Below are 21,129 nucleotides of genomic sequence, written 5' to 3'. Positions count from 1 at the left end.
TGCCCCCCCGCCACTTCGCGGCCTGTCGACATTGGTTTGGGTCAGCTGCCTGCTTGGCATCCGAAACCCTTCACACCTGCCGAAATTGGCAAAGGCGACGCGTGAGGCCCGCCTCAGGTCAGAAAACGGACATTCGCCATTCGTGAGTGCACGTCCTACGCCCGCCGCATCAACCTGAGCGAGGCCGCGAGGCGCAGGCTGCGCTTGCCGGCGAGCGCGATGCCTTCGAGCTCGCCGCTATCCGCCGTGCAGGTCCCGGAGAAGCCGATCCCGACCTCCAGGCCGCCAAACACGGGGTTTTCGCCTTTCGCCGGCGTGTGCTCCTGGTTCAGCATCTCGCCCTTCCAGCGGCCGTCTGCCGAGGAATAGGCGCCGAGATAGTAGAAGAACGCATCGCCCCCGAGGATGCGCCCGTCGATCAGCAGCATCACGCCGGACAGTCCGGCATCGACACCATCGAGCGCGCGCAGCCTCACCCCATAGAGCCCGTTGGCGATGCCGCCCGGCCCGACCGCACCGCTCGGAGGCAACCCCTCGTCGTCAAGTCGCGTGAGATTGGCCCAGAACCTCGCGCCCGGCATCGTATCCGCGCCGCCCGCAAGCCGGATCTGGTTGCCGTGCCGCCGGCCGCGTGCGCCGATCCTGGCGACGTCGGCCCCCATCAGCGGCTTGTAGTGGGGATCCTCATTGTGCCGCTCGGTGATCACCTCGGCGATGATCTCGCCATCGCGCTCGACATAGGTGCCGAGATGCGCGAAGGCTGAATTACCGCCCAGCATCTTGCCGTCATGCATGCACATGATGCTGCGGCCGAACGCATCGTTGATGCCGTATTCAACCTTGTAGAGTCCGTCCAGCAACGCCCTAAACCCGCAAAATCGAAAAAGAATAGCGGCTACCTAGCATTGCCGCCGCCCTTCGGCCATCCGGCTTTTCCAAGCAGGGGACCTGCGTCAACCTGCGCTGCCATCATGCCTCTGTTTTGCCCGACGGGTCAATCGATCATTTTCGTCAAATCCGCAGAAGGCGGATTCAATGTCTTGCTGTTTCAAGACCTTGGCTACTGTGCATGGGGTTGTTTTCGCGTTTGTTGCTGCCAGGCCGGAAGGGCACCATCAGCGTCAGTGACGCTTGAAATACTGCACCTCGCGCTCGTGCTTCTCGGCGGCCGCACGGCTCTTGAAGGTGCCGAGGTTGCGACGCTTGCCGGTCTTCGGATTCACCTTGCGTGAGTAGAGGCGGTATTGGCCCGATGCCAGCTTGCGGATCATGATCGCGCTCCGTTTCGTCTGGAGTTCAACGGCGCACGGGCGAGCCTGGTTCCATGACGTCCTGGCCCGGTTCGCGACGTGCTGCGCAATCGCGATGGCTTCAGAAGCACAGCGTGGTGACGAGCTTGCCCTGCTTGTCCTTGATCGCATAGGGACAGCGAATGCGCTCCAGCGCCTTCTTGGCATCCTCGTCGCCGAGCGCGGCGGCGCGCTCGTAATAGGCTTTCGCGGCGTCCTTGTCCTTCGGACCGCCGCGGCCTTCCTGCGCGAAGGCGCCCATCCGCTCCAGCGCGCCGGGATGGTTTTGTGCGGCCGCCCTCTCGAACAGCGCGCGCGCCGCGGCGTCGTCCTTGGCACCGCCCGTGCCTTCGGAAAGCATCAGGCCGAGCTGGTACTGCGCTTCCGCGTTGGTCTCGGCAGCCTTGCCGAGCAGCGCGCGCGCCTGCGCGGGATCGGCCGGCGCGGCGCCACCTGCGCCGCCGAGCGCGGCGAGATTGCTGACGCCGCGGGGGTTGCCGGCCTGGGCCGCCTTCTCGAACAGTTTTCGCGCCTGCGCTTCGTCCTTGGCGACGCCCGAGCCGGTGGCATAGGCGACACCGAGCTCGACCATGGCCGCGCTCGATCCCTTGTCGGCGGCCCTGCGCCAGGCCGCGATCGCCTCGCCTGTTTGCCGGTTGGCGGCATAGGCGCGGCCGAGCGCGAACATGGCGCGTCGCGACGATGCTGCGGCCTGTTTGCAGAACTTGATCGCGGTCGCGATGTCGGAGGACGCGATCTCGGCCACGCCCCTCACGTCGGTCGGCTTGTCGGGATCGCTGGGATCGGCGGCGACCCGGTCGCACAGAACGAGATCGGCGGATTGCGCGTGCGCCGTCAGGGGCACGGCGAGCGCGAAGAGGATGGCAAGGAGGTAAGTCCGCATGGTCGTCACGTTGCGTCTCCGCCCCGGCAAATTCAAGGCTCAAGTCCCGACTGGCGCAGGATCGGCGCGACCTCGGGCGAGGCCAGATAGCGCAGCAGCCGATCGGCGGCTTCGGCATGTTTCGCGTTCGCCGTGCGGCCGGCGGAGAACACGGCCGGCGTCTGCAAATCGCGTGGGATCGGGCCGACGACCTCGATGCCGGCAACCTGCTTCAGCTCGCTGATCTGCTGCACGGCGAGGTCGGCCTCGCCGCTGACGAGCCGCTCCGCGGTGAAGCCCTGCTCGACGACGGTGGCCCTGGCGTTGATCTCGGCTGCGATGCCCATCCGCTCGATCAGCTTGACGAAGTAGACGCCGCTCGCCCCCAGCCGCGAATACGCAACGGACCGCGCTGCGAGCAGGGTTGTGCGCAGCGCCGCTTCGCTTCCGATGTCGGGGTGCGCCCGCCCCGCCCGCACCGCGACGCCGACGAAGGAGCGCGCCAGATCGGCCGCGCTCGCGGCGAGCACGCGCCCCTCGCCGACCATCTCGTCGAGCCCTTCGCGGGTGAGGATGACGAGGTCGGCCGCCTCGCCGTCGCGCAGGCGTCTCAGCAGGGCCAGGGTCGGCGCAAAGTCTGCGTCGATGCGAATGCCGGTCGCAGCCTCGTACGCGGACGACAGGCCGCGCATCGCGCCCATCAGGCCGAGCGTGGAGAGCATACGAACGTTTTCCATGAGCCATTCCCGTCGCGATCAGGCGCGATGCATCAGCTTGAGCGCGGCGGTCAGGCGCAGGCTGCGCTTGCCGGCAAGTGCGGTCGCCTCCAGCACCGCCTGCTCCGCGTCGTAGCTGCCGTGTCCCCGGCCCTTGCGCGCATCCCGGAGCACTCTATCCCGCTTTCGGCGGCGATGGACAAGTTTCGCGGAGCCGAAGTCCGGCAGCCACGGGAACGGCTGTCATCCACATGCAAAAATCCGCCGGAGCCTTCGCTCCGGCGGATTGAGCACCAACCCGGGCCAGCCCCTGCCCGGGCCGGGAGGATCTCAGGCCGCGGCCTTCTTGTCGGTCGGCACGGAGGCGATCGTCTTCAGGATCTGCGAAGCGATCTGGTATGGGTCGCCCTGCGAGTTCGGACGGCGGTCTTCCAGATAGCCCTTGTAGCCGTTGTTGACGAAGGAATGCGGAACGCGGATCGAGGCGCCGCGGTCGGCAACGCCGTAGCTAAACTTGTTCCAGGGCGCGGTCTCGTGCTTGCCGGTCAGACGCTTGTCGTTGTCCGGACCGTAGACGGCGATGTGGTCCATCAGGTTCTTGTCGAAGGCGGCCATCAGCGCCTCGAAATACTCCTTGCCACCAACCGTACGCATGTACTCGGTCGAGAAGTTGGCGTGCATGCCGGAGCCGTTCCAGTCGGTGTCACCGAGCGGCTTGCAGTGGAATTCGATGTCGATGCCGTACTTCTCGGTCAGGCGCAGCATCAGGTAGCGGGCCATCCACATCTCGTCAGCGGCCTTCTTGGAGCCCTTGCCGAAGATCTGGAATTCCCACTGGCCCTTGGCGACTTCCGCGTTGATGCCTTCATGGTTGATGCCGGCCGCGAGGCAGAGGTCGAGATGTTCTTCGACGATCTTGCGGGCGACGTCGCCGACGAACTTGTAGCCGACGCCGGTGTAGTACGGGCCCTGCGGCGCGGGGTAGCCGTATTCGGGGAAGCCGAGCGGACGGCCGTCCTTGTAGAAGAAGTATTCCTGCTCGAAGCCGAACCAGGCGCCGGCGTCATCGAGGATGGTGGCGCGCTTGTTGGACGGATGCGGGGTCTTGCCGTCGGGCATCATGACTTCGCACATCACGAGCACGCCGTTGATGCGGGCACCATCCGGGAACACCGCGACCGGCTTCAGCACGCAATCGGAGCTGTGGCCTTCGGCCTGCTGGGTGGAGGAGCCATCGAAGCCCCAGAGCGGAAGCTGCTCGAGCGTCGGGAACGACGCGAATTCCTTGATCTGGGTTTTGCCGCGCAAATTCGGAGTCGGCGTATATCCGTCGAGCCAGATGTACTCGAGCTTGTACTTGGTCATTGAGCCTCTCTGTAGATGATGCGAAAGGTGGGGTTGAGAGCCCCCGCACGTTTGTACCCGGCCATCATCGGCCGGCCCCTTACAAGCATTTTGCGTGCCAAAAGGCCGCATGGCTGACGGTTTTCCACAGTGGCCAGCGTCTCCCCTGGTGCGAGCAGATCGCCCCTGGCGACATGCGTCATAGCCGCGCACCTTCGCGTGAAGCTGCAGTGCAAAAACCCCGCGAAAATCGCCCGTTTCTCAAGCAGGCGGCGGAGGACCCGAACTTGCCGATGAAACGCGCATCAGCCGCCGGCAATTTTCGCAAAGTCTCCTGCCCCTACGCAGCAACCTTTGGAATGGCCCACGCGTTGGTCACCGACAGCGTGCCTTAGGGGATGCAGACCTCAGACTGCCTACAAATTGAGCGGCAACTGATTTCCTTTTCAGCACTTTCCAATCCGGGAGCCGGGGTCGATATGGGGATTCCGGTAACCACAATCGAACGAGTCGGGCGCACCATGGAGGCCAAGGCGCTTCGACCAAGGAGAATCGTAATGATGAACAATGGTCTGAGTCACGGATCGGCAACGATCTATCAATTCCCGGTCGGGGGCCGCGCGGCTCTTGCCGGACGCCGTTATGGCGAGACCCGCCTTCCTGCCGATCACGCCTCGCTGCCCTCGAACGTCTCGATCTGTAGCGACAGCTGGTATCATCAGGATGCGGTCGACGAAGCCAAGCCGAAATGGGATCGCTGATGCCTCGGGTTGGTTCGAAACCGCCGCGCTCTCGCAGTCGCCCGGCGGCAGTTTGAAAAGGGCCGAAACAACGATGTTTCGGTCCTTTTTAATTCTTGCGTGAACCACGCCGCTCAGATCACCGCGCAGGCCGTGACCGGCCGCTTCAGATGCTTGATCGTGGCGGTCCCGGCCTTCCCGATGGTCAGCGTGATGCCGGCCCCCGAATAGCGCGCGCCAGAGACCGCCAGTCGCTTGCCGAGCGTGACCGGCTCGCCGTCGATCTGAACAAAAGCGCGCTTGTCGCCATCATAAAAACCGACGATGAACCGGGTACCATCGGTACAGCGATAGGCTTGGAACGTCTGCGCATCAGCCTGCCGCGCGTAGCAAATTCCGCCCGCCAGCATGGTGACCGCCAAAAGAATGGCCTTGTGCCGGCCCATGATAGCCCCCTCTAGTGCTCTCAAGGACGCCCCTCGCGCGTCCAGTGGAACATAACCCAAGCCGATCTCATGTCAGCCTCCCCTGCCCGCCATCTCGCCCTGCAAGGCGCCAGCAATTTTCGCGATCTCGGCGGCTATCCGACCACCGATGGCCGCGCCACGCGCTGGCGACACATCTTCCGCTCCAACCACCTGGGGCAGCTCACCACTGCCGATGTCGAGATCGTGCGCGCGCTCGGCGTCAGAAGCGCATTCGATTTCCGCGGGCTGGAGGAGCGCGCGGCCGGCGTCTGCGTCATGAACGAGATCACGGTGCATTCGCTGCCGATCGAACCGACGGTCGTGGCCGCGCTGCGCGCCGAGCTCGCCCGGGGCACGCTGACCGCGCCGGTCGCGCTGGAGCTCATGCGCGAGTCCTACCGGAACTATGTCCGCCGCAATACGCACAGCTTTCGCGCGCTGTTCGGCCATCTGCTGGAAGACCGCGCGCCGCTCGTCATCCACTGCACCGCCGGCAAGGACCGCACCGGCTTCGCCAGCGCGCTGATCCTGCATGCGCTGGGCGTGCCCGACGACGTCATTGCCGAGGACTACCTGTTGACCAACCGGCACTACAAGCGCGACGCGTCAAACGCCTCCGATCTTCCGGCCGACGTTCTCGACGCGATCGGCAGCGTCGAGGCCTCGTACCTGGCAGCCGCTTTCGAAGCGGTCGGCAGCGAATATGGCGATCTCGATGCCTATTTGCGCGACGGGCTCAATCTCGGCGCGACTGAGCGGACCGCGCTGAAGGAGCGCTATCTGGAATCTTAGCCCCCGCGCCGGGAGAACGATGATGCAAGACAAGGTCCTGGTCGTGACGGGCGCACTCGGCGCGCTCGGCAAGGTGGTCGTCGAGACGGCGCAGGCACGCGGCGCGCGCGTGGCCGGCATCGATCATGCACCGTCGCAAGCCCCCGCAGGTGCTGACCGCATCGAGATCGGTGGCGTCGACCTGTCCGACGGGGCGCAGGCAAAGACGGCCGTCGAGACGGCAGCAAGGCATTTCGGCCGGCTCGATGCGCTGATCAACATCGCCGGCGGCTTCGCCTTCGAGACCGTCGGCGACGGCGACATCGCGACGTGGCAGCGCATGCATGCATTGAATGTCCTGACCGCGCTGAACACCTCGCGTGCGGCGCTGCCGCACCTCGCCGCGTCTAAGGCCGGCCGCATCGTCAATATCGGGGCGATGGGCGCGCTCCAGGCGGGCAGCGGCATGGGCCCTTACGCGGCGTCCAAAGCGGCCGTCCATCGCCTGACCGAGGCGCTCGCCAGCGAATGGAAAGGCAAGATCACCGTGAACGCTGTGCTGCCCTCGATCATCGACACCAGAGCCAATCGCGCCGACATGCCGAAAGCGGATTTCTCCAAATGGGTGACGCCGCTGGAGCTCGCCGAGGTCATCCTGTTCCTCGCCAGCGACGCCGCGAGCGGCGTCACCGGCGCGCTGATACCGGTCGGCGGGCGTGTCTGATTGCGTTTGATCGGATGGTTTGAACGCCGGCTCGATTCAATCGGAGCCGAGAAGGCACTAGACTGGCCGCAACTGATTCTCCGATCGGAACTCCCTTGGAAACCGCGCTCTACCTGCCCGTCAAACGCTTCCTCGAAGAACTCGGCTTCACAGTCAAGGGCGAGATCGGCGGTTGCGATCTCGTCGGTCTCGGCGCCGGCGAGCCGCCGGTCGTGGTCATCGGCGAGCTCAAGCTTGCCTTCAATCTCGAGCTGATCCTGCAGGCAGTCGACCGCGCACCGGCGGGCGACGAGGTCTGGATCGCGGCGAAGATGTCGGCGCGTGGCAAGGGACGCGAGAGCGACGCGCGCTATCGCAATCTCTGCCGCCGTCTCGGCTTCGGCATGCTCGGGGTAACCGATCGCGGTCAGGTCGAAGTGCTGGTGAAGCCGCCGACCGCGGCGCCGCGCCGCGAGCCGAAGGTGCGCTCGCGCCTCGTCGCCGAGCATCAGCGGCGCCAGGGCGATCCCGTGCTCGGCGGCAGCACCCGCGCACCGATCATGACGGCTTATCGGCAGCAGGCACTGGCCTGCGCGTCGGCGCTCGCCGAAGGCCCGAAGCCCGTGCGCGAGCTGCGGGAACGTTGTCCCGATGCCGGCAAGATCTTGCTTAACAATGTGTATGGCTGGTTTGAACGCACTGAGCGAGGAATCTACCGGCTCACCGAAGCCGGAGACGCAGCTCTGAAACGCTGGCCTCAGCAACGCGTTGAGGACGGCGCAGGTGCTGTGTCACCGCCATGACACCCGACCGGTGCATAGCTGAGCTGCCACACCGATTTCATATTGCAATGCAACATTTGGGGCACTAGGTATCCCGGCATCAAACGAGGCCGTTATGAGCGCAGACTGGAATACCAAATATGGCACGCGGCGCGTGCGCCACGATCCGCCGACCCTGGACGAGGCGATATTCGCCGCCGTCGGCATCACCGACGATCAGGCGCAGCAGGCCGAGATCGCCGCAGCCTTGATGGGGATGCCACTCGACGTCGTGCAGGCCGAGGTGAAGAAGCAGGCCCGCACCAACGGCCGCATCACCGCCACGCGCGTGATCGCCGGCGAACAGGGCGCGCAGCGCTCCGTGGTGGTCGAGCGCCGCGTCGTCCGCCGTTTCGGCAACGACAAGCGCACCGGCACCTGAGCGTTCATTTCAACCCGGAATACGAGAGCGGACCGGCCTTGCCGGTCCGCTTTGTGATTCCTGTCCGCTATCGTTTTCGGGCTATGCGGCGCGATTGCCGTACATGCTGGAGATCAACTTCCAGCAGGTGCTGTTGAAGCTGAGCAGAGCGCGCCCGGCCGTGAAGGGCGAGGCCGCGAGATCTGCGAGCTTGGCCTCAGGAGTCTTGGCGAGGTCGATCGTGCCGGTCGATTCACCATGGCGGAAAGCCAGATGCGCGCCGAACTTCCCGGCGAGCGCCCGCATCGCGTGATTCTCGGCGCCCGTCGTGATGCGCAACCGCTTGTAGCCTTTCCAGCGCGCCTCCGCGATCAGGCGGCGGAACAGCACCGTGCCGACGCCCTGGCGCCGCGCGGAGGCTTCCACGCTGAACGCGACCTCGGGCAACGAATCATTTTCCGGCGGATGCAACTCGGCCGCACCGCGGACCATACCGTCGACGATATAGGCAACGATCACGGTGCCGTCCTCGGCGCAGCGGGCGGCGTAGCGCTCGATGAAGCTGTCGTCGAGAAAGCCGTTGAAACGGTCGTGCCGGCTTGCGGCATCGAGCCTCAGCAGATGATCGCGCAGGAGCGGCAATTCTTCCTGCTGGATCAAGGTCCGCACATAGCCCGGGGCGGTGCGGACGGTCTCTTCAAGTGCCACGTCAGAACTCCTCTTGGTGTCCCTCGAGGAGGCGTTCGAATCCCTAGGCCCCCTATATTGTGCATCGCACCATAATTTTCAAGGCGGAGACCTGCCCAAGTTAGAGGCACTGAGAACGACTAATTCGTTAATAATATCAAGGTCCCGTAGTCTTACAGGACAAGCTGCGTCTGGGTCACCACGGCAACCAGCTTGCCGTCCTCGGTTTCCAGCCGGGTGGTCCAGATCTGGGTCCGCCGGCCACGATGAACCGGAGTGGCCGTGGCGATGACCGCGGTTCCTTCCCGGGCCCCGCCGATGAAGTTGGTCTTGCTCTCCAGCGTCGTGGTGCCCTTGGCGTCCTCGGGCAGATTGAGCACGGTCGCTGCCGTGCCGACGGAATCGGCCAGCGCCATCACCGCCCCGCCATGGATGGTGTGGTGCAGCGTGCAGAGATCGGGCCGAACCGTCATCCGCGCCACGACGCGGTCCTTCTCGGCCTCGACAAACTCGACGCCCTTGAGCTCGGCGAACGGCATCTTCATCGCTTTGAGTTTCTCGAGCGGCGTCATCAAAAGCCCTCCCAATTCATTGTTGTCTCAACGTGAATGGCTTCGCGCGGCAAAGCAATGACGTCCGAGGTAATGGCCGGCTGACATCGGCGCACCGCCGACACTCTCGTGTCCCGGACGCGCTGCAACGCGCTGGCGTTGCTGCGCAGAGCCGGGACCCATCTCGCGACGGAGCACGGTGCGGCATGGGCCCCGGCTCTGCAGCGCATCACGCCGCGAGTGCGGCGCGCCGCGCTGCGTCCGGGGCACGGCTTCGCTCACGTCACCGCATTCACGACCTGATATTCCGCCCGCCGCCACACCTCGCCTGCGATCACCTCCTCGATGATCTCGGCGGCACGGACGATCTCGCTCTCGCCAATATACAGCGGCGTAATCCCGAACCTCATGATGTCGGGCGCGCGAAAATCGCCGATGACGCCGCGGGCGATCAGCGCCTGCATCGCGGCGTAACCGCCGTCGAAGGCAAAGGAAACCTGCGAGCCGCGGCGATCATGCGCGCGCGGGGTGACGAGCCTGAGCTGCGGGCAACGGCGTTCGACCTCAGCGATCAGGAGATCACCGAGCGCCAGCGAGCGCGCGCGAACCTCCTTGATGTCGACCCTGTCCCAGATATCGAGCGAGGCCTCCAGCGCCGCCATGGCCAGCACCGGCGGCGTGCCGACGCGCATGCGCTCGACGCCGCCGGCGGCCGCATAGGCGAGCTCGAAGGCGAACGGCTTTGCATGGCCCATCCAGCCCGACAGAGCGGCGCGAGCGCTATCGGCATGGCGCGGCGCGACGTAGAGGAACGCCGGCGCGCCGGGACCGGCGTTGAGATATTTGTAGGTGCATCCCGCGGCGAAATCGGCGCCGCTCCCGGCGAGATCCACTGGCAGCGCACCGGCGGAATGAGCGAGATCCCAGACCGTGACGATGCCGCAAGCATGCGCCTTTGCCGTCAGCCTTGCCATGTCGTGGCGGCGGCCGGTGCGGTAATCCACCTCGGTGATGTAGAGCACCGCGACCTCCTGCGACAACGCAGCCTCGATCTCCTCCGGTCCCACCAGACGCAATTGATGGCCGCGCCCGAGTGTCGCGATCAGGCCCTCGGCCATGTAGAGGTCGGTCGGGAAATTGCCGGTGTCAGACAGCACGACCTTGCGCGACGCGTTCATGTCGAGCGCGGCGGCGAGCGCCTGATAGACCTTGAGCGACAGCGTGTCTCCGACCATCACCGAGCCGGCCGCAGCACCAATCAACCGCGCGATGCGATCGCCGACATGGCGCGGCTGGACGTACCAGCCTGCGGTGTTCCAGGCGCGGATCAGCTCGTTGCCCCACTGGTCGGTGATCACGCGGTTGACGCGCTCGGCAACGCCCAGCGGCAGCGCACCAAGCGAGTTGCCATCGAGATAGATCAGGCCGTCGGGCAAATGGAACAACGCCCTGGTGTCGTCGTAGACGCGAAGCCGGGTCATGGACATCCCTACAGAATCGTACGCACGCGCCAGAGTTCGGGAAACAGCTCGACCTCCAGCATGCGCTTGAGATAGCTGACGCCGCCAGTGCCGCCGGTGCCGCGCTTGAAGCCGATGACGCGCTCGACCGTGGTCACGTGGTTGAAGCGCCAGCGGCGGAAATAGTCCTCGAAATCGACCAGCTTCTCGGCCAGTTCGTAGAGCATCCAGTGCGTCTCCGGCGCCTCGTAGACGATACGCCAGGCCTGCAGCACGCCTTCGTTGAAGCTGTGGGTCTCGCGAACGTCGCGCGCCAGCACCGCCGCCGGCATCTTGAGCCCGTTGCGGTCGGCGAGCCGCAGCACCTCGTCATAGAGGCTTGGCGTCGCAAGTTCCGCTTCGAGCAGCTTCGTCGTCTGCGCATCGTGCGCGTGCGGCTTCAGCATGGCGTGGTTGCGGTTGCCGAGCAGGAATTCGATCAGCCGGTACTGGCGCGACTGGAAGCCCGAGGATTGCCCGAGCTGCGAGCGGAAGCGGGTATACTCGCTGGGCGTCATGGTGCGCAGCACGTCCCAGGCGCCGTTGAGCTGCTCGAAGATGCGCGACATCCGCGCCAGCATCTTCATCGCAGGCTGCACCTCGTCCCGTGAGATCGCACGGCGCGCTGCACTGAGCTCGTGGATGGCAAGCCGCATCCATAGTTCCGTGGTCTGATGCTGGATGATGAACAGCATCTCGTCATGCGCTTCCGACAGCGGATGCTGCGCGCCGAGGATCGCATCCAGCGCAAGGTAGTCGCCGTAGGACATCCGCCGGGCGAAATCGGTCTCGGCGCCTTCGCTGGCGGGATCGTAATCGCTGGACGTCATGACAGGTCCTTTCGATCGATCTTCCCCGGCCTTGCTCAGTCGAGGCCGATCAGGCGGGCGGTGATCGGCGAGGATGGGTCCTTCAGCCCGTCGATCACGGTAAAATGGTTGAGGCCGGGATCGATGACGAGGTGTGTCGGCACGTCGAAACCGGTCCAGACATTGGCCATCAGATCGGACTGGCGGATGAATTCGGGCCGCTCGCTGCCGCCGACCCAGGCGGTCACGGGCGAATGCCCACGCGGCAGATGCAGCGCCGCGCTTTCCAGCGTCGCCTCCTCCATCGTCATGCGCAGCGTCTCGTTCATCCTGGTCTTCAGGAGCGGCCGCAGATCATGCAGGCCGCTGATCGAGAGCGTGCCGGCGATACGGTTGTAGACGGCGGACTGGAGCCGGCTGTCGTCGCACAGCATGCGCGTGACGAGATGGCCGCCGGCGGAATGGCCGGCGAGCCGGATCGGCCCCGAGACGAGGGATGCCGCCTCGGCGATCGCGGCGGCGATCTCGGCGGTGATGTCGGAGATGCGTGCGGCCGGCGTCAGTGTGTAGCTCGGCAGCGCCACCGTCCAGCCATGATGCCGCGCGCCTTCGGCAAGATCGGTCCAGGTCGATTTGTCGAAGCGCATCCAGTAGCCGCCATGGACGAACACGACGAGGCCCTTGCTGTCGCCGCCGGGCATGATCAGGTCGAGCTTCTGGCGCTCGCCTGCGCCATAGGCGATGTCGGGGCGAAACTCCTTCAGCCCGGCGCGGTAGGCCGCCGCCCGCTCCGCCCACAAGGCCGGCAACTTCTCCGATCCCGGGACATGGGCCGAATTGGCATAAGCATCATCCCAATCGCGCATCATGACTTCCTCGATGGACTCAAAGCCCCGCGAACCGAACGCCAGTCTGCCACCGGCAAGGCCGCCATCCTAGTCTTTATTTTAAGCTTAAAGGATTTGGGCGCATCTGCGTCTGGGACGGCGGACCGCATCTGCAGGACATTTCCCTTGCCGCGGGGAGCGGCCGTCGCACTCCGTCATTGCGGGCGAAGCGCAGCAATCCAGAATCTCTCCGAGGCGGCAGTCTGGATTGCCTCGTTGCCAGCGTAAAATTGCTTCGCAATTTTGACGCGGGCTCCTCGCAATGACGGCGAGAGAGCAAGGCGCGGTTGCTTACGCCTTCTCCACCCCGCACCAATCCGCGATGAACAGCGCCATCGCCTTGGTCGTCTTCTTCAGCGACTCCAGGTCGACGAACTCGTTGAAGCCATGCATCTCGCCTCCGCTGGCACCAAAACACAGGCTTGGAATGCCGTGGTTGAGGCCGTAGAAGCGCGTATCGGTGAGCGCGGTGAAGACGAGATCCTCGACCGCGCCGCCATAGACGACGTCGAAGGCCTTGCCGAACGCGGCTTCCGGCGCGGCGGCGTCGGTCAGTTCATAGCCTTCCGACAGAAAGCCCGACCATTCGATCTCCGGCGGATTGTTGGCGAGGAAGCGGTGGTTGCGCGCAGCCGCAGCGACGCAAGCCATGATCTCCTTCTGGTGATCGGCGATCGACCAGCCCGGCAATACGGCAATGCGGCAGTCCACGTCGCACCAGGCCGGCACGCTCGAGGCCCAGTCGCCGCCCTTGATGATGCCGGGGTTGAAGTTGATGGGATGATTGAGCGTCTTGAAGTGACGATCGGCCTTGGCGCGCTCGTTCCATTCGATCTCGAGCTTTTGCAGCGCCTGGATCAGGTGATACGCCGCCATGATCGCGTTCGCGCCGGAGCCTGCGAAGGCAACGTGGGTCGGATGCCCCTTCACGCGCAGGCGAAACCAGATCACGCCGACCTGCGAGCGCACCATCTTGCCGCCGGTAGGCTCCGGAATGAAGCAGGCGTCCGCGCGATAGCCACGCTGCAGCGTCGAGAGCGCGCCGACGCCGGTGCTCTCCTCCTCGATCACGGATTGGAAGTGGATCCGCGCCGTCGGCCTGAGGCCAGCCGCCTTGATCGCATCCAGCGCGTAGAGCGCTCCGATCGTGCCCGACTTCATGTCGCAGGCGCCGCGGCCGAACATCTTGCCGTCCTTGATAACGGGCGAGAATGGCGGCGTATCCCACAATTCCAGCGGGCCCGCCGGCACCACGTCGCAGTGCCCCTGCAGAATCAGCGATTTGCCGCCGTTGGTTTGCGGACGGTAAGTTCCCACCACGGAGCGAGCCTTCGAAAAGTCGTGCTCGATCGGACCGAAGCCGCGCAGATCCTTCAGATCGTCGACATTGATGTGCCAGTCGTCGACCTCGTAACCACGTTGGCGCAGGAGGTCGCCGATCATGTCCTGGCATGGCCCCTCCGCTCCGCGGGTCGAAGGGATCGCGACAAAATCTCGGGTGGTTGCAAGCTGAGCTTCGAAGCCGCTATCGACGGCGTCAACAATCCTCTGCTGCGTTTCGGCATTCATCTAGGCAACTCCAGGCATTCCAATGGTTCCCAAGGAGTGCGCAAACTAGCCGATTTCAGCCGTTCGGGTACTCCACAAAATAAGCATCCCGCAATGCATCTTCGAGCAGCCGGCCTTCGGAATAGCCATTCAGCGTCGCGGGCCGGCTCACACCGTCGAGCAGGCGCGGGCACGGCTCCGGGGCGCCGAGCACGGTGCGGACCGGAATGCGCTCCGCATAGATCGGCAACGCATAGTCCTCGTCGTCGTCAGCGACACCCTTGGCGCGTATCTTGGCCGAGGCTTCCTCGATCTCCATCGCGATGAAGGACGTTGCCTTGATCTCCTGCGTGGTGCTCTGTCGCAGGCCAGCGGTGCGATCCGGGAAGAAGCGATCGACCATGGCGATCACCGCCCGCTCCTTCTCCTCTGGATCGGTGACGAGATAGGCCGTGCCGAATGCCATGACCGCGCGGTAGTCCGCGGAATGGTTGAAGCCGCATCGTGCCAGCACGAGGCTGTCGAGATGAGCGACCGTCAGGCAGACGCGCTCGCCCTTGGTCTGGTTGCGCAACATGCGGCTGGCGCTGGATCCGTGCCAGTAGAGCCTCGTCCCCTCGCGCCAGAAGAAGGTCGGCGTGCAATAGGGCTGGCCGTCGATCACATAGGAGACGTGGCAGAGCATCGAGGAATCCAGGATGCGGTGAACCGTGTCGTGATCATAGAAGCCGCGGTCGTGACGACGCTTGACCTGGTTGCGCGCGGACATCGGATAGGAATTGGAGGTCTCAGTCTGGCTCACGGCCGCTCCTGCGCGAATTGGAACAATCTGAGAGCGGTTGTAGCGGCGCATTTGGTCTGCGATAGTTCCAATTCCATGCAAAAAATTCCGACCAATTCGTCCCCCTCACCGGCTAGGACCGAGCTGCCGCTCGACCTCATCGGCCCACACGTCACGGCCGGCGCCTCCGCCGCGCACCGGCTCTATCAGGCGCTGTGCGAGATGATCGTCTCCGGCCTCGTCAAGCCCGGCGAGCCGCTGCCGCCATCGCGGACGCTGGCCAGGCAGACCGGCTTCCGGCGCAATGCCGTCGTCACCGCCTATGAGCGCCTGATCGCCGACGGCTTTGCCGACGCAACCGTCGGCTCCGGCACGTTCGTCGCCGCGCATATCCCTGCGCGGGCGGCCGAGCCGAACAAGGCGAAGGTGGTTGTGGAAACGCCCAGGCAAGGCGCGTTCGCGCTCGGCTGCACCCATATCGACGAGCGCGCGGTGCAGCGCTTTCGCGCTTTCGTCGGCCGCCGCATGCGCGCCTTCGGCTCCGAGCACCTGCATTATGGCGATCCCCGCGGCAGCCGCGAGCTGCGCTCGGCGATCGCCAACCATCTGCTGTCGGCGCGCGGCCTGCGCTGCGATCCCGATCAGATCATGCTGACCTCGGGCACGCTGCACGCGCTGCGCATCGTGCTGAGCGCGATCCTGCAGCCCGACGATCAAGTGTGGTGCGAGGACCCCGGCTATCCCGCCGCGCGAAAAACCATCGCGCATTGCGGCTATCGTGCCGTGCCTGTCGCGGTCGACGAGCACGGGATGCGTGTCGCCAAAGGCCGGATCGCAGCGCCGTCCGCGCGCGCGGCCTACGTCACACCGTCGCACCAGTTTCCGCTTGGCGTGCAGATGTCGATGCCGCGCCGGCTCGAGCTGCTGGACTGGGCGAGACAAGTCGGCGCCTTCGTGCTCGAGGACGATTACGACAGCGAATTCCGCTATGACGGCGCACCGCTGATGTCGCTCGCCGGCATCGATCGTCTCCAGCGCGTGATCTACCTGGGCACGTTTGCCAAGACGCTGTTCCCGGGCCTGCGCATCGGCTATTGCGCCCTGCCCGAACGGCTGATCGCGGACGTGACGGCAGCGCGCGCGGCGCTCGACCGCTTTCCCGGCACGCTGATGGAAGGCGCGGTCGCCGACATGCTCAATTCCGGCGCCTTCGCCGCGAATCTGAAGCGCGTGCGAAAACTCTATCGCGAGGCGCGCGATGCGCTCGCCGCAACGCTTGAAGCCGCATCCGATGGGGCGCTTGCGGTGCCGGTGCCCTCGCAGGGCCTGCATCTTGTCGCCCGGTTCGATCCCTCCGTCGATCTATCGGTGGCAGCGCATGCCAAGCAAGCGGCCGGCGCGGAAGGCTGGCTGTTGGCCGACACCTATTCGCGCGGGCGTCCTCTGCCCGGCTTCGTGCTGGGATTTTCCGGGCACCCGGTTCCACAACTCGTGGCCTCCGCCGAACGTCTCGCGCGGGAATCGCGCGCAGCCTTGGGCACAAGGGGAAGATCGGCCCGCCGGGCGTGACGAAGGTTCACTATCAGAATCGCCCGCCGCTCCCTAGACTGCGGCATCGTTGCCGGGACCTCAAATCATGCTGCTGCGCCAAGCGACCTGCCTCTCGCTGCTGATCTCCATCACGCTTGCCTCGACGGCACACGCGGTCACCGTCGGACGCGAGCAGGACATCGTCGATCTGAAGCTCGGCCAGCGTGTGCTCGTAGATGACGGAACCTGCCCCGCCGGCCAGGTCAAGGAAGTGCGCGGCGCGAAGATGACCGACAAGGGAGTCTCGCGCACGAGTTCCTGCGTGCCACGGCACGGGCCGAAATCGAGATGAAGATCTGGGAAGCTACTTCGCCGGATCGAACATGCATTGCAAGGTCGGTTTGGCGATCTTGGTGAAGGTCGGGCCGATCTCGCCCTGCTTGGAGACCGGCACCCAGTCGGTCTCGATGGTGGGCACGCCGGTCTCGCTGATGCCGCGCAGCAGCGCTTCGCGCAGATCGCGATCCTCGACGGCCGCGGCGGCATGATCGTGCAGACAGCCGCAAACCTCTTCCGGATGCTCCCAGCGCCCGAGCATACGGGGCGCGCACTGGCGCACGAATTCGCTGCGAGGATCGGGCAGCCTGGAGGGTGCGCGAACTTGCGCCTGAACGGAACTGATCGTCAGGAAGGACACGAAAGCTGCGGCGCAGAGACGAAGCAACATGATGGCCTTTGCCGGCTGTTCTCTTTTATGCCGTCAGAAGCGCGCGGCGACCATGATCGGCTGTGCCGGCGTGATCGTGACGGGCGTGCCGCTGTACTGGAAGGTGCCGACACCGGGGAGATTGCCGTCGGGTGAACCCGCGAACGAGGAGCCGGCGAGCACGAAACCAAAAGCTAGGATAAGGCTGAGTGCGCGCATGATCTCGTGTCCCAATTCGGCAGCCGGCGGTGCGCCGTCGTCGTTGTGGCGCTGATAACCATGGCCGGTTTCGTGCGTGATGCGCGAAAAGCTGAAAATGGTTTCGTCCTGGTGAGAATTGTTTCGTCCCGTTCGGCGGGACGAAACAATTCTCGGAAAATGTCAGTCATTTCAGACAGGTCTCGCTACAGGTCAAAGGTGGCCTGCCAGGCTCCGGCACCAGCGCGGACACATGCCTTGCACGGCCACCGTCATGCTCCCGCCTCGCACGCTTCACACGCATTTTACGTTTTTCTGCTGAAGAGGTCGGCAAACGAGGGTTGGGCTCGATCGAACCGGGGGTGGCTCGGCAGCGACCCAAGCCATCGAGACCGAGACGCCCGGGTCATCGGGCGCTTTCACGTGAGGGATGGCCACCATGATGGCGGGAAATCGCGCAACGCCGCGCGATGCGGATGCACGGACGGACCGCAGAGATCAACCACCCGTTCGCGGCAGCGCCGGCGAAATGGCGCTGCAATCGAACCGCGGCTTCGAGGCTGCGCCGCAGACATTCGTGCGGCTGACCGGTTCGCATCTCGCAAAGCCGCGCGATCGTCACTGAGTGAACGCAAGCGCGTCACTGAGTGAAGAACTCGCCGCACTTCTGGACGTTTGCGTCCGCCGATCCCCACGGCATGATCGGCACGGTCGAGGTCGAGTTCTTGGGCGAGCCCTCGATCAACTTGTCCGAATAGACCATGTAGACCAGCACGTTGCGCTTGGCGTCGCAGCCGCGCACGATCTGCATCTTCTTGAAGAACAGCGAGCGTCGCTGGCGGAACATGTCGTCGCCCTGCTCCATCTTGTGCTTGAACCTGATCGGAGCGACCTGGCGGCAGGCGAGCGAGATGTCGGAGACTTCCTCGGCAAGCCCCAGCCAACCCTTGAAGCCCCCCTTCTCCGGCACCGTGAAATGACAGGCGACGCCCTCGACTTCCGGATCGTCGAGACCATAGGTCGCGAGCTTGTCGTTCGGGCTCATCCATTTGAACACGGTCGAGCGGCGGAAGATCAGATCGGGCTCATCGGCGGCCCACGCTGGCACCATTGGCGCGGTCAAAGCCAGGAGAAATAAGACGAGGCCTTTCAAGCGGATGCCGGAAAGACCGGGGAAACGAGATGACATGAAGTTCTCCGGTAACAAGTCCCCGCAATGTAGGAACGCGACGGCCCGACAGGAAGACGACGGCAGAGGCGCGGCCGCCGTTTACCGCTCCGTGAGGCTTTTTTGCTACGTCCTGAACAAAAGTAACTGATGGCAGAACCACCCTGCTGGTGAACGCGTATCCCCGTCGTGAGACTAACGTCTGATTTGGATTTTGGATTCGAGAATGAACAGCGTGAACGCGTCGGGTTCTTTCGCCAAGCCAGCGCGGCTTTGGCAGGTCGCCATTTTGGCGGCGGCGGGTGCGATCGGCACGACCAGCCAGGCAGACGCAGCGTTCTATTATTGGACGGATTATTCCGACGGATCCTATTATTACGCGCGACAGGACCGGCATCCCGAGATACCGCGCCAGAAGCCGCAGAAGCGAGGCGCCGCAAGCAAGAAACCAAGCGTCGCCGGGAAGGAAGCCGGCACCAAGCCGCAAGGGCCGCTGGTCATCGTCGTGTCGATCGACCGGCAGAAGGTGACGGTCTACGACAGCACCGGCGTGTTCGCGGAATCCCCGGTGTCGACCGGCATGAAGGGCCATTCGACGCCGATGGGTGTGTTCAGCGTCATCCAGAAGCATAAATTCCACCACTCCAACATCTATAGCGGCGCGCCGATGCCGTACATGCAGCGGATCACCTGGTCCGGCGTTGCCATGCATGCCGGCGTGTTGCCGGGCTATCCGGCCTCGCACGGCTGCATCCGCATGCCGATGGCGTTTGCCGTGAAGATGTGGAACTGGACCAGGATGGGCGCGCGTGTCATCGTCGCGCCCGGCGAGATGACGCCGCGCAGCTTCTCGCACCCCCTGCTCGCCTCCGTGCGCGTACCGCCGCCCACGGCGAGCCTCGAGCCGCAGACCAATGTCACCGACACCAATGTCACCGACAAGGCCGACAAGGGCGCCGCCGAAACCAAGCCGGTGGAGACGAAGACTGCCAGCGCCGACAGCGTGATCGAGTTGCGCTCGTCCATCGGCCACGCGGCAATCTCGGATGTGACCACGGGCAGTGCGCCCGCGCGCGAGGAAGCCGCCGCACCGGCCGACAAGGCCAGGACGGCCGCCGTATCCGATACGGCCAAGCCGGGCAACGACGACGAGACCGCCGGCAAGGGGGCTGTCGAGGCCGAGCCGGTCAAGACGGACGCAGTGGACGCCGCGAAGGGGCCCGTTGCGCCCGCCATCACTGCCTCGCCCGACGCAAGGAAGGACGAGACCCGCGTTGCCGACCCGGCGCCAGCCGCAAAGCCGGAAGCGCCCAGGCGGGCCGGCCAGATTGCCGTCTTCATCAGCCGCAAGGATTCCAAGCTCTATGTGCGGCAGAACTTTGCGCCGCTGTTCGAGGTGCCCATCACGATCGCCGCGAGCGACCGGCCGCTCGGCACGCATGTCTTCACTGCCGAAGTCGACAAGGCCGATGCCAACGCGCTGCGCTGGTCGGTGGTGTCGCTGCCCGTCTCCGCCCGTTCCGCAGCACGCGAGGAGGCCAACCGCCTCGCGCGCCGCCAGCGCGGCGCCGACGTGATCCCGGTCGCTGCCAAGCCCGTGGTCACGCCAGACAGCCCGGCCGAAGCCCTCGACCGCATCTCGATCCCCGCCGACACCATGGCGAAGGTCAACGAGATGCTGACGTCGGGCGGCTCGATCATCGTCTCCGACCAGGGCATCAACCAGGGCGAGACCGGCGAAGGCACCGACTTCATCGTCCGCCTGTATTAGGCCTCGTTGCTCCCGATAACGCGGTGTTGAGCAGCCCGGTCGCGCCGGCGGAGTAACATCCGACCCGGATCATTTCGGGGGGACGCCGTCATGATGGACCGCAGGACCATGCTCGTTGCGACGCTCGCCGGCGCGCTCGCGCCGGTAACCGGTGCTGTCGCCGATGGTGGCATGAGCCGGATCTCGGCCTACGCCTTCTCCTTCGCTGCCTTGTCAGGTGACGACATCCGCCTTGCCGCGTTCACCGGCAAGCCGCTGCTGGTGGTGAACACCGCCTCACTCTGTGGCTACACCCCGCAATATGCGGGCCTGCAAGAGCTCTGGAACGAGTTTCGCGAGCGCGGGCTCACAGTGATCGGCGTGCCCTCCAACGATTTCGGGGGCCAGGAACCCGGCGGCGTCAGCGAGATCACGGAAACCGCGCACCACCAATATGGTGTTACCTTCCCGGTGACGGCCAAGGCCGTGGTGGTCGGCCCAAAGGCACATCCATTCTACAAATGGGCCGCCGAGGCGCGACCGAAGGAAGTTCCGAAGTGGAACTTCCACAAATACCTGATCGGCCGCGACGGCTATGTCGCCGACGTGTTTCCATCCGCGGTCGAACCGGCCGACACACGGATCAAAACGGCCATTGCCAGGGCGCTGGCCGACACTTGACGCAAGGCGCGCGCCATCCGGTTGGGCACAATTGGGGAGCTGCGTCAAACAGCCGTTGCAATGGCGATGGCCCACCATCTAGGCTAGGATCGTTCGGCGCAGGACGGTTTTTGCCGCAGGCGAAAAGCCGCGGGGGAACAACGGGATCAATCTCGAGGACAACACCATGCGTGTGGCGGCAGGACTGATTTTGGCAGGGGCAATGTCGGTGGCGATGACCAGCGCTGCATGGTCGCAGG

At 64.9% G+C, this 21,129-nt stretch carries 26 protein-coding genes and 1 pseudogene; 10 read left to right on the top strand and 17 right to left on the bottom strand.

The genetic code is table 11. From position 1 onward, the window contains the following. Positions 1 to 155: 155 nt before the first annotated feature. The 6 genes and pseudogenes from IC50_RS06845 to IC50_RS06825 all read right to left on the bottom strand — a co-directional run bounded on the left by IC50_RS06845 (position 156) and on the right by IC50_RS06825 (position 4,253). Positions 156 to 860, bottom strand: a complete 705-nt coding sequence (locus tag IC50_RS06845) for a GrlR family regulatory protein (RefSeq protein WP_035702154.1) — start codon at positions 858 to 860, stop codon at positions 156 to 158. A gap of 261 nt (positions 861 to 1,121) precedes the next feature. Then, positions 1,122 to 1,271, bottom strand: coding sequence for a hypothetical protein (locus IC50_RS42400; RefSeq protein WP_035702151.1), 150 nt, complete (start codon positions 1,269 to 1,271; stop codon positions 1,122 to 1,124). Positions 1,272 to 1,371: 100 nt separating this feature from the next. After that, positions 1,372 to 2,193: a tetratricopeptide repeat protein gene (locus tag IC50_RS06835; RefSeq protein WP_035702148.1), complete on the bottom strand. Its 822-nt coding sequence runs from the start codon at positions 2,191 to 2,193 to the stop codon at positions 1,372 to 1,374. Positions 2,194 to 2,225: 32 nt separating this feature from the next. Further along, positions 2,226 to 2,909 (bottom strand): substrate-binding domain-containing protein, encoded by a 684-nt coding sequence (locus IC50_RS06830; protein ID WP_035702145.1) that lies wholly within the window; start codon positions 2,907 to 2,909, stop codon positions 2,226 to 2,228. A gap of 18 nt (positions 2,910 to 2,927) precedes the next feature. Then, a pseudogene (locus IC50_RS43670) lies at positions 2,928 to 3,035 on the bottom strand (GrlR family regulatory protein); the annotation flags it as partial. Between the two features lie 183 nt (positions 3,036 to 3,218). Continuing rightward, on the bottom strand, positions 3,219 to 4,253 hold the full coding sequence (locus tag IC50_RS06825) for a glutamine synthetase beta-grasp domain-containing protein (protein ID WP_035702142.1): 1,035 nt from the start codon (positions 4,251 to 4,253) through the stop codon (positions 3,219 to 3,221). A 536-nt stretch (positions 4,254 to 4,789) separates the two neighbouring features. Between IC50_RS06825 and IC50_RS06815 the strand changes: the two genes are divergently transcribed. Beyond that, complete coding sequence (locus IC50_RS06815) at positions 4,790 to 4,993, top strand: DUF2735 domain-containing protein (RefSeq protein ID WP_035702136.1); 204 nt, start codon at positions 4,790 to 4,792, stop codon at positions 4,991 to 4,993. A gap of 113 nt (positions 4,994 to 5,106) precedes the next feature. On the opposite strand, the gene IC50_RS06810 is transcribed toward IC50_RS06815, so the two are convergent. Further along, the gene (locus IC50_RS06810; RefSeq protein WP_035702133.1) at positions 5,107 to 5,418 is read right to left on the bottom strand and encodes an MliC family protein; all 312 of its coding nucleotides are present in this window, start codon (positions 5,416 to 5,418) and stop codon (positions 5,107 to 5,109) included. 69 nt (positions 5,419 to 5,487) lie between these two features. On the opposite strand from IC50_RS06810, the gene IC50_RS06805 reads away from it, so the two are divergent. From IC50_RS06805 to IC50_RS06790, 4 genes are all read left to right on the top strand, one after another. Then, positions 5,488 to 6,231 carry a tyrosine-protein phosphatase gene (locus IC50_RS06805; protein ID WP_035702130.1) on the top strand — a complete coding sequence of 248 codons (744 nt, stop codon included), beginning with the start codon at positions 5,488 to 5,490 and terminating at the stop codon, positions 6,229 to 6,231. 22 nt (positions 6,232 to 6,253) lie between these two features. Beyond that, positions 6,254 to 6,934 (top strand): SDR family oxidoreductase, encoded by a 681-nt coding sequence (locus tag IC50_RS06800; RefSeq protein ID WP_035702167.1) that lies wholly within the window; start codon positions 6,254 to 6,256, stop codon positions 6,932 to 6,934. 95 nt (positions 6,935 to 7,029) lie between these two features. Then, positions 7,030 to 7,716: a DUF2161 domain-containing phosphodiesterase gene (locus tag IC50_RS06795; protein WP_035702128.1), complete on the top strand. Its 687-nt coding sequence runs from the start codon at positions 7,030 to 7,032 to the stop codon at positions 7,714 to 7,716. A gap of 94 nt (positions 7,717 to 7,810) precedes the next feature. Continuing rightward, positions 7,811 to 8,116, top strand: coding sequence for a hypothetical protein (locus tag IC50_RS06790; RefSeq protein ID WP_035702125.1), 306 nt, complete (start codon positions 7,811 to 7,813; stop codon positions 8,114 to 8,116). A gap of 81 nt (positions 8,117 to 8,197) precedes the next feature. On the opposite strand, the gene IC50_RS06785 is transcribed toward IC50_RS06790, so the two are convergent. The 7 genes from IC50_RS06785 to IC50_RS06755 form a co-directional block, all read right to left on the bottom strand. Then, the gene (locus tag IC50_RS06785) at positions 8,198 to 8,803 is read right to left on the bottom strand and encodes a GNAT family N-acetyltransferase (RefSeq protein ID WP_035702123.1); all 606 of its coding nucleotides are present in this window, start codon (positions 8,801 to 8,803) and stop codon (positions 8,198 to 8,200) included. A gap of 152 nt (positions 8,804 to 8,955) precedes the next feature. Next, positions 8,956 to 9,354: a PaaI family thioesterase gene (locus IC50_RS06780; RefSeq protein WP_035702121.1), complete on the bottom strand. Its 399-nt coding sequence runs from the start codon at positions 9,352 to 9,354 to the stop codon at positions 8,956 to 8,958. Positions 9,355 to 9,611: 257 nt separating this feature from the next. Further along, the gene (kynU, locus tag IC50_RS06775; protein ID WP_035702164.1) at positions 9,612 to 10,814 is read right to left on the bottom strand and encodes a kynureninase; all 1,203 of its coding nucleotides are present in this window, start codon (positions 10,812 to 10,814) and stop codon (positions 9,612 to 9,614) included. A gap of 8 nt (positions 10,815 to 10,822) precedes the next feature. Further along, the gene (kynA, locus tag IC50_RS06770) at positions 10,823 to 11,662 is read right to left on the bottom strand and encodes a tryptophan 2,3-dioxygenase (protein WP_035702119.1); all 840 of its coding nucleotides are present in this window, start codon (positions 11,660 to 11,662) and stop codon (positions 10,823 to 10,825) included. Positions 11,663 to 11,697: 35 nt separating this feature from the next. Further along, positions 11,698 to 12,507, bottom strand: coding sequence for an alpha/beta hydrolase (locus IC50_RS06765; RefSeq protein ID WP_035702162.1), 810 nt, complete (start codon positions 12,505 to 12,507; stop codon positions 11,698 to 11,700). A gap of 312 nt (positions 12,508 to 12,819) precedes the next feature. Next, entirely contained in the window at positions 12,820 to 14,097 is a 1,278-nt protein-coding gene (locus IC50_RS06760) for an ArgE/DapE family deacylase (protein ID WP_035702117.1), read from the bottom strand. Between the two features lie 55 nt (positions 14,098 to 14,152). Beyond that, on the bottom strand, positions 14,153 to 14,878 hold the full coding sequence (locus IC50_RS06755) for a pyridoxamine 5'-phosphate oxidase family protein (RefSeq protein WP_035702159.1): 726 nt from the start codon (positions 14,876 to 14,878) through the stop codon (positions 14,153 to 14,155). Between the two features lie 75 nt (positions 14,879 to 14,953). Here IC50_RS06755 and pdxR point away from each other — a divergent pair, with 75 nt between their 5' ends. Then, a complete protein-coding gene (gene pdxR / locus IC50_RS06750; RefSeq protein WP_035702114.1) occupies positions 14,954 to 16,426 on the top strand; it encodes a MocR-like pyridoxine biosynthesis transcription factor PdxR in 1,473 nt (490 codons plus the stop codon). A 67-nt stretch (positions 16,427 to 16,493) separates the two neighbouring features. After that, a complete protein-coding gene (locus tag IC50_RS06745) occupies positions 16,494 to 16,739 on the top strand; it encodes a DUF6719 family protein (protein ID WP_035702112.1) in 246 nt (81 codons plus the stop codon). 12 nt (positions 16,740 to 16,751) lie between these two features. Here IC50_RS06745 and IC50_RS06740 read toward each other — a convergent pair whose 3' ends face one another. Next, positions 16,752 to 17,114, bottom strand: a complete 363-nt coding sequence (locus IC50_RS06740; protein WP_035702109.1) for a hypothetical protein — start codon at positions 17,112 to 17,114, stop codon at positions 16,752 to 16,754. 33 nt (positions 17,115 to 17,147) lie between these two features. After that, the gene (locus tag IC50_RS42395; RefSeq protein ID WP_193374099.1) at positions 17,148 to 17,312 is read right to left on the bottom strand and encodes a hypothetical protein; all 165 of its coding nucleotides are present in this window, start codon (positions 17,310 to 17,312) and stop codon (positions 17,148 to 17,150) included. 418 nt (positions 17,313 to 17,730) lie between these two features. Between IC50_RS42395 and IC50_RS06735 the strand changes: the two genes are divergently transcribed. Continuing rightward, a complete protein-coding gene (locus IC50_RS06735; protein WP_035702157.1) occupies positions 17,731 to 17,916 on the top strand; it encodes a hypothetical protein in 186 nt (61 codons plus the stop codon). A gap of 15 nt (positions 17,917 to 17,931) precedes the next feature. Here IC50_RS06735 and IC50_RS06730 read toward each other — a convergent pair whose 3' ends face one another. Then, complete coding sequence (locus tag IC50_RS06730; RefSeq protein ID WP_035702106.1) at positions 17,932 to 18,480, bottom strand: CreA family protein; 549 nt, start codon at positions 18,478 to 18,480, stop codon at positions 17,932 to 17,934. A 205-nt stretch (positions 18,481 to 18,685) separates the two neighbouring features. On the opposite strand from IC50_RS06730, the gene IC50_RS06725 reads away from it, so the two are divergent. Next, positions 18,686 to 20,230: a L,D-transpeptidase gene (locus IC50_RS06725; RefSeq protein WP_035702103.1), complete on the top strand. Its 1,545-nt coding sequence runs from the start codon at positions 18,686 to 18,688 to the stop codon at positions 20,228 to 20,230. 90 nt (positions 20,231 to 20,320) lie between these two features. Then, positions 20,321 to 20,890: a glutathione peroxidase gene (locus tag IC50_RS06720; RefSeq protein ID WP_035702102.1), complete on the top strand. Its 570-nt coding sequence runs from the start codon at positions 20,321 to 20,323 to the stop codon at positions 20,888 to 20,890. Positions 20,891 to 21,129: the final 239 nt, after the last annotated feature.

Source organism: Bradyrhizobium genomosp. I (2014), assembly GCF_000261685.1.
GTDB lineage: Bacteria > Pseudomonadota > Alphaproteobacteria > Rhizobiales > Xanthobacteraceae > Bradyrhizobium.
This window is presented reverse-complemented; position numbering and strand designations above follow the sequence as displayed.

Coding starts and splice junctions, on each gene's coding strand:
- IC50_RS06760 (WP_035702117.1), bottom strand. CDS start 14,097: ATGAATGCCGAAACGCAGCAGAGGATTGTTGACGCCGTCGATAGCGGC.
- IC50_RS06830 (WP_035702145.1), bottom strand. CDS start 2,909: ATGGAAAACGTTCGTATGCTCTCCACGCTCGGCCTGATGGGCGCGATG.
- IC50_RS42400 (WP_035702151.1), bottom strand. CDS start 1,271: ATGATCCGCAAGCTGGCATCGGGCCAATACCGCCTCTACTCACGCAAG.
- IC50_RS06810 (WP_035702133.1), bottom strand. CDS start 5,418: ATGGGCCGGCACAAGGCCATTCTTTTGGCGGTCACCATGCTGGCGGGC.
- kynU (WP_035702164.1), bottom strand. CDS start 10,814: ATGACCCGGCTTCGCGTCTACGACGACACCAGGGCGTTGTTCCATTTG.
- IC50_RS06825 (WP_035702142.1), bottom strand. CDS start 4,253: ATGACCAAGTACAAGCTCGAGTACATCTGGCTCGACGGATATACGCCG.
- IC50_RS06790 (WP_035702125.1), top strand. CDS start 7,811: ATGAGCGCAGACTGGAATACCAAATATGGCACGCGGCGCGTGCGCCAC.
- IC50_RS06735 (WP_035702157.1), top strand. CDS start 17,731: ATGATGGCGGGAAATCGCGCAACGCCGCGCGATGCGGATGCACGGACG.
- IC50_RS06800 (WP_035702167.1), top strand. CDS start 6,254: ATGCAAGACAAGGTCCTGGTCGTGACGGGCGCACTCGGCGCGCTCGGC.
- IC50_RS06815 (WP_035702136.1), top strand. CDS start 4,790: ATGATGAACAATGGTCTGAGTCACGGATCGGCAACGATCTATCAATTC.
- IC50_RS06725 (WP_035702103.1), top strand. CDS start 18,686: ATGAACAGCGTGAACGCGTCGGGTTCTTTCGCCAAGCCAGCGCGGCTT.
- IC50_RS06720 (WP_035702102.1), top strand. CDS start 20,321: ATGATGGACCGCAGGACCATGCTCGTTGCGACGCTCGCCGGCGCGCTC.
- IC50_RS06780 (WP_035702121.1), bottom strand. CDS start 9,354: ATGACGCCGCTCGAGAAACTCAAAGCGATGAAGATGCCGTTCGCCGAG.
- IC50_RS06730 (WP_035702106.1), bottom strand. CDS start 18,480: ATGTCATCTCGTTTCCCCGGTCTTTCCGGCATCCGCTTGAAAGGCCTC.
- pdxR (WP_035702114.1), top strand. CDS start 14,954: ATGCAAAAAATTCCGACCAATTCGTCCCCCTCACCGGCTAGGACCGAG.
- IC50_RS06745 (WP_035702112.1), top strand. CDS start 16,494: ATGCTGCTGCGCCAAGCGACCTGCCTCTCGCTGCTGATCTCCATCACG.
- kynA (WP_035702119.1), bottom strand. CDS start 11,662: ATGACGTCCAGCGATTACGATCCCGCCAGCGAAGGCGCCGAGACCGAT.
- IC50_RS06835 (WP_035702148.1), bottom strand. CDS start 2,193: ATGCGGACTTACCTCCTTGCCATCCTCTTCGCGCTCGCCGTGCCCCTG.
- IC50_RS06765 (WP_035702162.1), bottom strand. CDS start 12,507: ATGCGCGATTGGGATGATGCTTATGCCAATTCGGCCCATGTCCCGGGA.
- IC50_RS06740 (WP_035702109.1), bottom strand. CDS start 17,114: ATGTTGCTTCGTCTCTGCGCCGCAGCTTTCGTGTCCTTCCTGACGATC.
- IC50_RS42395 (WP_193374099.1), bottom strand. CDS start 17,312: ATGCGCGCACTCAGCCTTATCCTAGCTTTTGGTTTCGTGCTCGCCGGC.
- IC50_RS06805 (WP_035702130.1), top strand. CDS start 5,488: ATGTCAGCCTCCCCTGCCCGCCATCTCGCCCTGCAAGGCGCCAGCAAT.